At 69.4% G+C, this 13337-nt stretch carries 11 protein-coding genes; 10 read left to right on the top strand and 1 reads right to left on the bottom strand.

The features are described 5' to 3' along the window. The 3 genes from E3T33_RS07220 to E3T33_RS07210 all read left to right on the top strand — a co-directional run. The coding region (locus E3T33_RS07220; RefSeq protein ID WP_134575037.1) for a TOBE domain-containing protein at positions 1-332 on the top strand (332 nt) is incomplete at its 5' end. Positions 333-430: 98 nt separating this feature from the next. Beyond that, complete coding sequence (locus E3T33_RS07215) at positions 431-2929, top strand: EAL domain-containing protein (protein WP_134575036.1); 2499 nt, start codon at positions 431-433, stop codon at positions 2927-2929. Between the two features lie 69 nt (positions 2930-2998). Beyond that, positions 2999-4477, top strand: coding sequence for a malate:quinone oxidoreductase (locus E3T33_RS07210; protein ID WP_134575035.1), 1479 nt, complete (start codon positions 2999-3001; stop codon positions 4475-4477). Here the strand turns inward: E3T33_RS07210 and E3T33_RS07205 are convergent. Next, the gene (locus E3T33_RS07205; RefSeq protein WP_134575034.1) at positions 4467-5972 is read right to left on the bottom strand and encodes a Fic family protein; all 1506 of its coding nucleotides are present in this window, start codon (positions 5970-5972) and stop codon (positions 4467-4469) included. The genes E3T33_RS07210 and E3T33_RS07205 overlap by 11 nt on opposite strands. Positions 5973-6133: 161 nt before the next feature. Here E3T33_RS07205 and E3T33_RS07200 point away from each other — a divergent pair, with 161 nt between their 5' ends. From E3T33_RS07200 to E3T33_RS07165, 7 genes are all read left to right on the top strand, one after another. Then, positions 6134-7360, top strand: coding sequence for an ATP-binding protein (locus tag E3T33_RS07200; protein ID WP_134575033.1), 1227 nt, complete (start codon positions 6134-6136; stop codon positions 7358-7360). Beyond that, complete coding sequence (locus E3T33_RS07195; protein ID WP_134575032.1) at positions 7357-8676, top strand: hypothetical protein; 1320 nt, start codon at positions 7357-7359, stop codon at positions 8674-8676. The genes E3T33_RS07200 and E3T33_RS07195 overlap by 4 nt, the downstream gene beginning before the upstream one ends. Continuing rightward, positions 8676-9305 (top strand): thymidine kinase, encoded by a 630-nt coding sequence (locus E3T33_RS07190; RefSeq protein WP_092325154.1) that lies wholly within the window; start codon positions 8676-8678, stop codon positions 9303-9305. The genes E3T33_RS07195 and E3T33_RS07190 overlap by 1 nt, the downstream gene beginning before the upstream one ends. A 237-nt stretch (positions 9306-9542) precedes the next feature. Further along, positions 9543-10196: a response regulator transcription factor gene (locus E3T33_RS07185; RefSeq protein WP_092325152.1), complete on the top strand. Its 654-nt coding sequence runs from the start codon at positions 9543-9545 to the stop codon at positions 10194-10196. Between the two features lie 10 nt (positions 10197-10206). Continuing rightward, entirely contained in the window at positions 10207-11493 is a 1287-nt protein-coding gene (locus E3T33_RS07180) for a hypothetical protein (protein WP_134575031.1), read from the top strand. Between the two features lie 107 nt (positions 11494-11600). Then, entirely contained in the window at positions 11601-12584 is a 984-nt protein-coding gene (locus E3T33_RS07175; protein WP_143006489.1) for a hypothetical protein, read from the top strand. Between the two features lie 432 nt (positions 12585-13016). Further along, the coding region (locus E3T33_RS07165) for a hypothetical protein (RefSeq protein ID WP_198417254.1) at positions 13017-13337 on the top strand (321 nt) is incomplete at its 3' end.

Here is a 13337-nt window from a genome sequence, read left to right as displayed (position 1 = left end):
GGCCGCCCCGCACCGGCACCGTGCACTGCGCGCTCGGCCGGCTCCCGGCGGAGTGGGTGGCCGGGCCGCCGCAGGCCGGCGACGACGTGACCGTGCTCGTGCGGCCGGAGGAGGTCGAGATCGCCCCGGCGACCGACGAACCCGGCCGCACCGCCACCGTCACGGGCGTGAGCTACACCGGCCACGACGCCATGCTCGACCTGCTTCTGGACGGTGGCCTGCGCATCCGGTCGCGCGTGACCGCGGCCGACCTGCAGCCCGCGGGCGCACGGGTGTCCGTTCGTGTGCGCGGGCGGGTGCTCGCCTACCCGGGGTCGCCCGCGCTTCCCTAGCGGCTGAACCCGGCGGCCCGCACGACACGGGGCCTCGACACGGGGACGAAAGTGCGTGCGCGCCCGGCGGGGGCGGATGTCTCCAGTAGTGTCTGATCGTGGGAGAGAAACGGGCACCATCGAGCGTGAAGCTCATTGCGTTCGCCGTGTTCGCGTCGCTGGCCGTCGTGCTGGTCGTGCGCTCGATCACGCTGCTCGTCATCGGCCCGGCCGAGTTCTGGGTCATCGGCCTGCTCGGGGTGCTCTGCGCCGCGGCGCTCGAGCTCACCTGGGTCAGGGTGGGCACCGTCCCGCACCGCACGCCGGTGGTCAGCCTGCCGATCCTCGCCCTGCCCGCCCTGGCCCCGGCCATCCCCCCGGCAGGCGGCGGCATGGGACTCGTCGTGCTCGGCGTCGCCCTCGCCCTTCTCGTGGAGTCTCGTCGGGTTTCGGTCGCGTTGTACAGCGCCGGGCTCGTCGGCGCCGGCTGTATTGCCGCCGTCCTGGTCTCCGCCGGGATGCTCTCGGCGGGGCTTCCCGAGCTGCTGGCCGTGGCGATCGGGTCAGGCGCCTACGTCGTGTTCATCGTCATCGTCGAATCCCTGCGCCGGCGCTTCACCAGGCCCCAGGTCGACCTCGGCGGCCTGCGGGCGCTGGCTCCCGGGCGTTTCATCGTCGCCGTCGTCGGGTGCGGGGCGCTGGCCTCCGGCCTGGCGTTCTGGAGCGACAATCACGTGCCGATCATCGACTCGGCCACCGAGGCCATCATCGTCGTGCTGCTCGGCCTCGCGGTCACGGCGGTCGGCGTCAAGGCAGCCAACAGCCGCACGGCCATGCGCCGGCTGCTCCGCGGGCTGATCGCGGGCGGCACCAGGCTCATCGAGGGCAACCGCGCTGCTGCGGCCGCCTCGCGGCTTCCCGGTTCCGGCGGGACCTCGGACGCGGATGCCGACGACATCGCCGAGATCCTGTGCCGCGCGGTCGAAGACACGATCGGGGTCGAATCGGTCAGCGTGCGCACGCAACCGCCCCAGCCGGGGGAGCTCGGGGTTCGCGTCTCCCTGGTCGCCGGCCTCAGCCAGTTCGTCGTCGCCGTGCGCGACCCCATGGACGGGGCGTTCAGCGCGGACGACCGGAGCGCCATCGAGACCCTCGCGTACACCGCGGAAGCGGTGGACGAGACGCGCCACAATATCGGCGGCCTGACCGTGCGAGCGAACACCGACCCGCTCACCGGGCTGCCCAACTACGGCTCGTTCCAGGTCGCGCTGGCCAACATCAACGACAACCGCGACTACTCCGAGGCGATCGCGGTGCTCTTCATCGACCTGGACGACTTCAAACGGATGAACGACCGGTACGGCCACGCGGTGGGCGACAGCATCCTGCGGGAAATCGGTCACCGGCTGAGCGATGTGGTGCGCCCGCACGACGTCGTCGCCCGCGTCGGCGGCGACGAGTTCGTGGTCATCCTCACGCACCTCAAGTCGCTGGGCGAGGCGAACATCATCGCCGAACGGATCATGTCGGCCACCGGCGAACCGATGACCGTGGACACAGTGACGGTTCTCCCCGTGGTCAGCATCGGCCTGGCCTACTCCGCGCACCGCGAGACAGACATCACTGAGCTGCTCAAAGACGCCGACCGCAGCATGCTCGCGATCAAGAAGTCCCGGCGACGCGGCGGGCCGTCAAAGGAGAGCAGCATCAACATCTCCGGCCATCGTTCCTCGGAGATGAATGACATCGTCGCCCGCGCCATCGACGAGGACCTGCTCCAGATCGCGTACCAGCCGATCGTCAGCCTCGTCACCGGGCAGATCTGGGCGTTCGAAGCGCTCGTGCGCTACACGCACCCCGAGCTCGGCCCGCTCTCGCCGTCGTCGCTGGTCGAGAAGGCCAAGGGTCTCGGCCGTCTCGACAAGCTGACCCAGCAGGTCGCGGTCAAGGCCATGGCCGCCGCCAACGACTTCCGCCTGATCGAACCCCGGATCGTCTGCATGACCATCAACGTCGAGGCCGGCCAGATCGTGCCCAAGCGGGTCGGCGATTTCGTCGAGGAACTGGCCGAGCGCTACCCCCGCATCTCGCTCTGCCTCGAGCTCAACGAGCGGTCGATGGCCCGCGTCACCCCGGCCATCCGTGCCCAGGCCGACCGGCTGCGCGAACTCGGCCTGATGATCGCGCTCGACGACTACGGCTCCCAGGACTCCTCGGTCGACGCCCTCGTGCGGATGCCGATGGACATCCTCAAAATCGACCGCAGCCTCGTCGACGACCTCGACGACGTGCGCCAGCGCGAGGTGCTCACCGCGCTGCAGGGTTTCGGCGACAACCTCGAGTACTCGATGATCGTCGAGGGAGTGGAAAACCAGGCGATGGCCGACCACCTCGGCGCGCTCGGCATCCGCAGCGCCCAGGGATTCCACTACGGCACCCCGCAGAGCTTCGAGAACACGGTGGCCCGGCTCGAGGAGTTCGGCGCCCGGGCGGTCCTGCCCCGCCGCCTGCCGCCGCTGGTCGACGCCGCCGCGCATGCCGCCGCGCCGGATTCCGCCACGGATGCCGCCGCCCCGGCCGGCGACAGCGACGTTCTGGCGGTTCCCGCGCCGGTCTAACCCGGCCCGGACCCGCCGTCCGTCGTCACCGTGCACGGGGCATCCTGTCACCGCCGATAGAGTGGACGGGTGAATGAACAGGCCCCCATCGACGTCGTCCTCATTGGTGGCGGCATCATGAGTGCCACCCTCGGAACCCTCATCAAGCAGCTGCAGCCCGACTGGAACATCCAGGTTTACGAGCGCCTCGGCGAAGTCGCCGAGGAAAGTTCCAACCCGTGGAACAACGCGGGCACCGGCCACGCGGCCCTCTGCGAGCTGAATTACATGCCCGAGGCGCCCGACGGAACGGTCACCGCCGACAAGGCCGTGGCCATCAACGAGCAGTTCCAGATCAGCCGGCAGCTGTGGGCGCACCTCGTGAAAACGGGCGCGCTGCCCTCGCCGGAGAAGTTCATCAACTCCACCCCGCACATGACGTTCGTGCACGGCAAGGCCAGCGTCGCCTACCTGCGCAAGCGGTTCGCCGTGCTGCGGGGCGAGCCCCTGTTCGCCGGCATGGAGTACAGCGAAGACCGCGAGACGATCGGCACCTGGACCCCGCTGCTCACGAAGAAGCGCCCGGCCGGCCAGAAGATCGCCGCCACCCGCATCGACTCGGGCACCGACGTCGACTTCGGCGCCGTGACCCGCTTCATGTTCGACGACCTGGCCAGGCAGGGCGTCGGCATCCACGTGAACCGCCAGGTCACCGGGCTGAAGAAGCTCCCGGATGGCACGTGGCGGCTCAACCTGCTGCGCCTGGTCGGCCGCAACAAGAGCAGCGTCAACGCCCGTTTCGTCTTCGTCGGCGCCGGCGGCGGGGCCCTGGCCCTGCTGCAGAACAGCGGCATCCCCGAGGCCAGGGGCTTCGGCGGCTTCCCGATCAGCGGGCAGTTCCTGCGCACCACCAACCCGAAGGTCGTCGCCCAGCACAAGGCGAAGGTCTACGGCAAGGCCGCCGTCGGCGCCCCGCCCATGTCGGTGCCGCACCTGGACACCCGCGTCGTCGACGGGGAGTCCTCGCTGATGTTCGGTCCGTACGCCGGCTTCACGCCGAAGTTCCTCAAGACGAGCAGCTGGCTCGACCTCCCGTTCTCCATCCGCCTGCACAACCTCGTGCCGATGCTCGCCGTCGGCTGGCACAACTTCAGCCTCGTCAGCTACCTCGTCGGCGAGGTGCTCGCCTCGCGCAAGAAGAAGCTCGCCGCGCTGCGGGAGTTCATGCCCACCGCCAAGATGGAGGACTGGGAGCTCATCACCGCCGGCCAGCGCGTGCAGGTGATGAAGAAGGATGCCGCCAAGGGTGGCGTGCTCCAGTTCGGAACCGAGGTCATCACCTCCGCCGACGGCAGCATCGCCGGTCTGCTCGGAGCCTCGCCCGGGGCATCCACGGCCGCGCCGATCATGGTCGACCTGCTGAAGCGCTGCTTCCCCGACCAGATCGACGGCTGGGAACCCCGGCTGCGCCAGATGATCCCCAGCTACGGCACGAAGCTCTCGGATGACCCGGCGGCAGCCGCCGCCTCCCTCGCCGAGACCGCCGCCGCCCTGCACCTCACCGCGTAGTCCGGGGGGCATCCTCAGTCGGGATCGTCGAAGCGCCGGGCAGTTCGAGTTTGAGCCCGTTTCGTTCAGCGTCGACGGACGGAACCATCGCGTTGGTCTCGACCAATGCTGCCGTGGCAGCGGCCATGTCTTGGAAGGGCATTGCGTACGCCCATTTCTGCGCGTGCCCAAGTACCGTTACAAGGCCGTGGATGTTGTCGTGTTCCGTTGCCCTGACAAGCGCCGAGAGGTAGTCGTTTCGAAGGATCGTGGGGACGATGATCCGGCTGTGACCTTCTCTGACGAGTTCGCCGTTCATCATGATCCTCGCGGCACGTCCGTTGCCGTCGTCGAAAGGGTGAACCTCGCTCACGAAGAAGATCGTGAAGACAGCGCGCGCGAATGGGTCGTCCAACCCCTCCAGAAGCCCCCACCCTGCGCGAAGTGTTCCCTCAACTTCGTCGGGGGCGACGAACTCTGTCAAGCCTGCACGGTTGGCTCGGAGTTTGAACTGACCGGGCCTCTTATTGGGGCGTCCCTCCATGACGGCACTGTGCCGCCGCTTGAGTGCTTCGATGAACTCGTCAGCGGTGTCGATCACAATCGACATCTCTGACACGTCATTGACGATTCGGAACGTCCCGGCGATGTCATGGGCATCCGCCGGCCTGTCCTCAGGCATTCGATTGTCGAACGCGATACTTGCAGTTTCCTCGATGGTGAACTCTGTGCCCTCGATGAAATTCGAGAAGTAGGCCTCGAAGAACGGCAGAAGCTTTTGTTTGCTGCCTTGAGTGGGCGCGTAGAGCAGACGTGGGCTGATGTTGCTGAGGCCATGCACGACGGTCTCGAAAGCCTCTAGTCGCCGTTGGTCGTATCGGATCTGAGACTGAGCAGCTCTCATCGCTTTGGATTCTGACTTCACGGTGGGCCGCTCACCCCTCGCGGCCTCAAAGAACGCCCGGATTCCCTTCGCGTCCTCCTGATTTCCACGCCGTTCGGCTAGTGCGTCAACTGCTTGTTGCATGCGGGCGAGCTGGTCGCCGTTCCGACTCGAGGCCAGTAGCACGATTCGATCGTGAAGCTCGTTACGGCTGAGCGTTCGAGAGCTCTTGCCGGCGCGCACCCTGCTCACTCGCATGTTGTCCAGCATCGCTCGCTGCTCGGAAGCGCCGAAGACGTTGCCGCCCATTGGTGTGTCCGTGGGCTCTGCTGGTTCGTTTCGACCGTTCGGATAGACAGTCAGCCCTGGAAGACGAATCTCGCGCACGCGGGGGTGCGACACATACAGGGCGCCGTCGACTGGACGCAGGTCAAAGGCGCTTCGGTCGGTGACGACTGCCCCAGGGACAATCGTTCCAACGATCGTCTTCCACTCGCGCGCTACGACGGCCTCAAGCGGCGTGTTGACGTCGTCGGTATAGATGCCAGCTGCGATCCGCCTAATCCGCCCCTCCCGCAGGAGGCGCGTGGGAGCGTTGTCGTTGGGGAAGTCTGATGTCTGCAGGATGGCCACGAATAACTCGGTTTCTGTACGTTATGGACTAATCATATCTCGGAAATTGATAGTTAAGCTCGGGAATTGCATAATAAGCTCCGTACTGCCCCGGCGCCAGCCCCCGAACCCCGAGCCGAGGCGGCCCCTGAATCTGGGATACTTCAGCTGAGGGAGAATCAATGTCGCTAGGCTTACCCGGCCACCTGGTGCAGGCGACACTCAGCCGTGCCCTCGCGCGGGCCTCGCACTGGTTCGGCCTCGTCTGTCTCGCCGGCGCTCTCGTGTCGGTCGTCATGCTCAGCCTCGCGAACGAGACCCCCCGGCTCTGGCTCACGGTGCTCGCCGTGCTCGCCATGGGCGGCGTCCTGGTGCTGCTCGCCCGGCACCGCACCGTGCCGATCACCATCGCCTACCTGCTGCTCGGCACCGGCGGCGTCTACCTCTACTCGGTCACCCTGCTCGACATGCCCGGCGTCTTCCCGGCCTCGAACATGTTCCTGGTCTCGCTGCCGAAGATGGCGATGATCATGGTCGGCGGCGCCGGCTCGAGCGCGTTCGTCGGGGTGATCTGGAGCACACTGGGTTTCCTGCTCGCCGAAGCCACGGTGCTGCTGGCCGTGGTGCACACCCAGGTGCCGTACCGGCCCGACGTGTTCACCGTGTCCACCTACCTCGTGCTCGTCGGCGTGATGCTGCTCGACGGGTTCGCCTTCCGCGCCGGCCGCACCGCCCAGCCGGCGATCCACCGGGCCGTGCGCGACGACCAGGCCCGCCTGCTCCGCAACGACTTCTCCCACCGGGCGATCGCCCGCATGCACGACACCACCGTGGAGCAGCTCGACGCGCTGTCCCGGGCGCAGCCCGGCACGCTCCGCTCGGGCATGCGCGCCGGCATCCGTGACACCCTGCGCACCCTGAACGATTCCACCTGGCTGGAGGATGTCGACGCGCAGTCCACCGACCGGCCGACCGGCGACGACGCCTGGCTGGCAAGTGAGGTCTACCGGGCGATCGACCGGTGCCGCGACCGCGGGCTCGTGATCGCGGTCACGGGGGACCGCGTCGCGCTCGCCCGCCTCGACCCCGCCGCCGACCGGGAGCTCGGCCTGGCCGTGCGGCAGTGCCTCGTCAACGTGATCCAGCACGCCGGCATCGTGGCAGCCGAGGTGATCATCGACGCCGACGACGACAGCGTCTCGGTGATGGTGCAGGATGCCGGCCGCGGCTTCACGGAGTCGGAGAGCGGCCCCGACCGGCTCGGCCTGCGGCAGGCCGTTCGTCACCGGATCGAACAGCTCGGCGGATCCGTCGCGGTGTTCTCCCGGCCCGGCGCCGGCACGTCGGTGCTGCTCAGCGTGCCCGCGGCGCCAGCCCCCGCCGAGCGCGACGAGCAGGTTGCCCCGTGAAATTGATTCCGAGCCCGGCGGAGCGCGCGAACCGCGACCCGTCCAAGGACACCCAGCAGCGGCTCGACCCGCTCGGTGCCCTCGCCGCGTGGCCGCTCGCCCCGATCATGGCCGCGATCTCGGTCGGCAACGCCATCATCGCCACGATCCTGCAGGCCGACCAGATCCAGAGCCAGCCCCTGGCCGCGCTCGCCCTGCTCGCGATGGTCGGGGCCGGAGCCGCGCTCGTGGTCGGCGCCCTGCCGGCGCGGGCGCCGTTCGAACCCGGCATGCACCTGCTCGTCCTCGGCCTGGCCCTCTCCGCATCCGTGTTCGAGCAGGCGAGCAAGTGGGGGCACAATTCCCGGCTCCAGGACGACTTCGGCCAGCTCGGAATCGGGCTGCTGCTGCTCGCCCTCGCCCCGTACCGGCCGTGGCGCCAGATCGCCCTGTCGGGCGCCGCCGCGAGCGTCGTCGTCGGCGCGCTCGCGCTGGCGCAGTCCCAGTACCTGAGCATCATCGTGCCGCCCGGCGTGTACGCGGTCGTGGCGATGACCGTGGTGCTCGCCCCGGCCACCGCCGGCGCCGCCTATTCGCGCCGCATCGTGCGCTCGATCCTGGTCTGGCAGACGGATGCCCGCCGCGCGGACGTCGTGCGCGCGGCGGAGACCCGCGGCCAGGTGGCCCAGTCCGTCGTCGACGAGCAGATCGCGGCCCTCCGCGCCGGCGTCATCCCCCTCCTCACCGCCGTCCTGGAGCGCGGGGCGATCAGCCCGCGGGACATCGAGCGGGCCGGGGTGTTCGCCGCCGACGTCCGCCGCGCCCTCGTCGAGCAGGTCGACAGCACGTGGCTCGACGGCGTCGTCGAGCGCGAGCGCGCCACCCTCACCGAGCGCGGCCTGGCACCCCTGCTCGTCGTCTCCGACGCCGACCGCCGCGCGACCGCGTTCGGGCCCGACCAGCGCGCCGCGACCGCCGCCCTGATCGGCGCCCTCTGCGAGCTGCGGGGCTTCGACCCCGGCAGCCTGGTCGTGCAGGTCACCGGATCCGAGCGGCGGGGCCTCGGCCGCCTGCCCTACCGGGCGATCCCGGCCCGCTACAAGGAACTCCACAACCCGCGTCCCCGGGCCCCGCACGTGGACACCGTGACAGTGCAGGCCGGCGTCGACCTGCCGACCCGCCGGCTGCGCAAAGCGCTTCGGCCCTACCTCGGTGTGCTGCGGGCGGTGTTCGTGCGGGTGCGGGTCAAGGTGCGGCATCCGCTCGTGACCATTACCTTCGATGATGAGCGGGTTAACACCGACCCGGACGTCGCCGAGATCGGACAACCGCAGTAATGGCCAAACTTTACTTCCGCTACGGCGCCATGAACAGCGGCAAGAGCACCTCGATGCTGCAGGCCGCTTACAACTACGAGGAGCGCGGCCACCGCGTGCTGCTGGCCAAGCCGTCGATCGACACGAAGGGCGACATGGGCATCCTGTCGCGCCTCGGCGTCGCCCGGCGGGTGGACTTTCTGCTCACCCCCGACGCGGATGCCTTCGCCCTGTTCCAGCAACACCGCGCGCAGACCCTGGCCGAGTCGGGCCTCGACGTGAGCTCGCTGCTCGTGGACGAGGCGCAGTTCCTCACCGAAACGCAGGTCGACGACCTGCTCCGGATCGCAATCCTCGAGAACGTGCCCGTGCTGGCCTACGGCATCCGCACCGACTTCCAGACCGTCGCGTTCCCCGGCAGCCGGCGCCTGCTCGAGGTCGCGCACAGCCTGGAAGAGCTGAAGACCATCTGCCGGTGCGGGCGCAAGGCCGTCTTCAACGGCCGCCGGATCGACGGGGCGTTCGTGTTCAGCGGCGACCAGGTTGCCATCGACGGGGCCGAGGTGACGTACGAGTCGCTCTGCGGCTCCTGCTACCTCGAAGAGAGCGGCGGCGTGCTGAACAACCGCCGCCGCGAAACCCTGCGCTAAACCCTGCCCGGAACCCGTAACCCGGCGCCGGCCATCCGGTCAAAAAGAGGGCGAACCGGTTAAATGGGAAGAGGCGCTCACCGCCGAGCCTCCGCCTAAGAGCGGTGGAGCGATGCGAGCGCCCCGGCCCCCCCAGGGTTTCCCCGCCTTCAGCCTAGAGAGCCCAATAAAAGAGCAAAAGCCGTCACTTGTGGGGGCACGACCTGGTAGTAGTCTGCAGACAAGGGGGAACATCGGATGTCGCAATACCGCGTTGCCCTCATCGACGATCACGAAATCGTCGCCCACGGATTCGCCAACTTGTTCGCGACCCTCCCCGAGATCCTGGTCGTGGCGACCGTCACGACCGTGGCCGATCTCCTGGCGTCGGAGGCCGCCGCCGAGCCCATCGACCTGGTCATCCTCGACCTGCGCCTGTCCGACGGCTCCACCGTGACCGGCAATGTCGACCGGTTGCGTGCGGCGGGCGCGCAGGTGCTCGCGTTCACCGGCGGCGACGACGCCCAGCTGATGCGCTTCGCCGCCCGCAGCGGCGTGCTCGGCGTGGTGCTCAAGTCGGAGTCGGTCGGCGTGCTGCTCGACGCGGTCACCCGCGCCGCGGCGGGGGAGCCGATTGCGTCGACGGAGTGGGCCGCGGCCCTCGACGGTGACCCCGACCTGTCCGATGCGGGGCTGAGCCCGCGCGAACGCGAGGTTCTCTCGCTCTACGCCGCCGGGGCGAAGGCGCCGCTGGTGGCCTCGCACACGGGCCTGTCCGAGCTGACCGTCATCGACTACATTCGTCGGGTGCGTTCGAAGTACGAGCGGGTCGGTCGGCCCGCCAACACGAAGATCGACCTCTACATTCGTGCCCTGGAAGACGGCATCCTGCCGCTCCCCGCGCAGTCGTGACCGCAGCATCGTGACAGTACAGACGGAAGCCACGCGACCCGCGTCGCCGGACAGCCCGGATGCCGCGCCCACCGTGGCCGCGCGCCTCGCGCGTACCCCGCGTCCCGCGCCGCCGGCAACCCGGGCCCGCATCCGGCCCGCGTCGGAACGCTTGGCCCGCACGCTCTTCGCCGGCCTGGGCGTCACCGCGCTCGCCTTCGGGGCTCTGTCGGTGGACTCGTTCCTCACCCAGCGGTGGAGCCCGGCGCCGGCGCTGGCGATCGCGGCCTGGCTGGTCTTCTTCGGGGTTCCGATCCTGGTCGGTATTTCCTCGTTCTGGGCGCCCCTGCGGTTGCTGCGCGGCATCGCGATCGGCCAGAGCGTCGTCTTCTTCGCCATCATCGGGTTCTGGTTGCTGTTCCGGGCCGAGTCCCTCCCGGCGGGTGCCGACATCCCCTGGGTGATCTCATACACGGCGGGTCCGACGATGGCGGTGGCGGTCATCGCGGCCGACCGGGTGGCGTGGATCCACATGGTGGGCGTCTGCCTGGCCAGTGGGTTGCTGCGGGCGGTCACGTCGGCCGATCCGAATCCCGTTCTCGTCGGAGTGCAGGACGGCCTGTATGCGGTCCTGGCGCTGACGGTGTTCGTCGGCCTGTTCACCGTGTCGCGGCGGAGGGCGGCCAGCGTCGATGCGGCCGAAGTCTTCGCCAACGCGGATGTCGCGGAGGCGGCCGCCCGCGTCGCCCGCACGCGGGAGCGGCTCACCATCGACGCGCTCGTGCACGACGGCGTCATCTCGACGCTGCTGATGGCCGGGCACGGCCGGGTGCCGCCCCGGGTGCTCTCGAGGCACGCCGCCGACACCCTGATCCGACTCGACGCGCTGCGCGCGCCGGTTCCCGACCGGCCGGTATCGGGCGTCGAACTCGAGCGCCGCCTCGAACGGCTGGTTACCGAGCTGGCCCCGGATGCGAGCATCCGGTCGGACCTCGACGCCGACCTCCGGGTGCCCGCCGTCGCCGCCTCCGCGGTGCTCGGCGCCGTCGGCGAAGCTCTGCGCAATTCGGAGGCCGCGGCCGGGGCCGGGCACGACGGTTCCGTCGTGCGCACGGTGATCGTGCAGGCGCGGTCCGGTGGCCTCCGGGTCGAGGTGCTCGACGACGGGGTGGGCTTCGACCTCAGCGCCGTCCCGCCCGAGCGGCTGGGCATCACCGAGAGCATCCTCGGACGGATGGCACGTGTCGCCGGAGGGTCCGCAGCCGTGCGGTCCTGGCCGGGTGCCGGAACCGAGGTGGTGGTGTCGTGGACCCCGTGACCCCCGTACAATCTGTGGTCCCCGTGACGCCGCTGACCCCCGTAAGCCCTGCGGCCCCGGCGGACCCCGCGGCCCATATGACGGTGGTTGGCGCCCGGCTCGCGCCCATGGCGCGGCTGCCCCGGCGGCTGGCCCTCTTCATCACTGCGCTCTTCGTCGCGGTGCACGCCCTCCTCGCCTTCGCCGCACGCGATCCCGGGTCCAGCCTCCTGCTCACCGCAATCAGCTTCGTGTCGGTCTCGGCGGCTGCCGTGTGGCTCGGTTTGTCCCGGCCCAACCGCGTGCCGCTGCCCCGCACATTCAGCATCTTCGCGCTGTCCGCGGTAGCGGTCATCGTGACCTCGATGCACGTTTCGCCGTTGGCCCCGGGGCCCTTTGCGCACTGGCACCTGGGCGCCGTCACATTCGTGCTCGTGGTGTTCTCCGTGCGCGGCCGTCTGGGTGCATCGTGGCTCGCATACCTGGTGCTCGTGGGGATTGTGATCGTGTGGGCGATGTCGTACGGGCTCACGGCGGCTGACGGCGTGGGGCTCGTGCTTCGTCACGCGGCCACGCTGCTGGCCGCAACGCTTTTCGCCCTGGGGCTCAGGCGGTCCGCTGAAGCGCTCAAGGTGCTGCACCGTGAGCGCACCGAGCGCGCGGTGGTCGACGCGACGGCCGTGGCGGCGATCGAGGAACGCGAGGCGCACCTCGCCCGGGTAAACGGACTCGCCCGCCCCACCCTGGACCTTCTTGCCCGCTCGCACGAACTCGACGACGAGCTGCGGGCCGAATGCCTGCTCGTCGAAGCGACCCTGCGCGACGCCATGCGCGGACGAGCCTTGTTCCTCGGCCCCGTGACCCGGGCGGCGCGGGCGGCACGGATCCGCGGGGTCAAGGTGACCCTGCTCGACGACAGCGGCGACGCGCCGCCCGCCGAGCTGGCCGCCGTGGCTGCTGCCGTCGCGGGGGAGCTGAGCGTGCTTTCCTCGGGTCGCCTCACCGCCCGGGTGCTGCCCGCCGACCGGCCGGTCATCGCGACGATCGTCGTCGAGGCGACGGAACACCGGATCCTGATGGTCACGCCCGGCGGCGACATCCGCGAGGGATAACGCATCGGCGTCGACGGTTCGGTCGGCCGCCGAGTCGTGCAGCCTAGGTCCGTTCGGGCTTCGTCGTGTCGTGCCCTGCTGCCGGGTAGGTCTCGGTGGAGGGCAGGGCCTCGATGGCGGGGAGGGTGACGGGGGAGCCGAGGTGCAGGGCCGCTTTGCTGGCGAGGCGGATCGGGGTTTGGTCGGGGTCTTTCCCGGGTGGGGGAACGAGCCAGTAGGTTCCGGTTGCCTCTCGTTTGATCGTCCAGCCTTCGTTATGGAGGCGGAGATGGTCTGGTCTGCAGAGCAGGATGCCGTCGGCGATGTTGGTGAGGCCGACTNGAGGCCGACTTTGGCGAGCCATTCGTTGATGTGATGCGCTTCTGTCCAGGAGGGGGGTTTGTCGCAGCCGGGCCAGAGGCAGCCGCCGTCGCGGACGGCGAGGGCGAGTTTTTGGCGTTCGGTGAAGAGGCGTTTTTCCCGGCCGATGTCGACGACCTGGTCGTCGTCGAAGGCGATGGCGGTGAATCCGTCGCAGAGGTGCCGGTCGATGTCGGTTTGGGGGATCGGGTCGGGGTGGCCCTCGATCGCGCCGTGGTCGTGGAGTGCGCCGTGGTCGGTCGTGCTGCCGTTCCCGGTCGTGGTGCCGGGGGTGGCCCGTTGTACGACCACTCTTGCGGTGGGCCGGGAGCCGGAGAACACGGTGCCGGGGTCGGCGTTGACGGCGATGTGGATGAGTTCGATGAGGGTTTCGGCGTGGATTTGGTTGGTGCT

The sequence above is a fragment of the Cryobacterium sp. TMT1-2-1 genome (assembly GCF_004403955.1).
GTDB classification, from domain to species: domain Bacteria; phylum Actinomycetota; class Actinomycetes; order Actinomycetales; family Microbacteriaceae; genus Cryobacterium; species Cryobacterium psychrotolerans.
The sequence above is the reverse complement of the archived record's forward strand: the minus strand, read 5'-3'. Positions and strand labels throughout refer to the sequence as shown.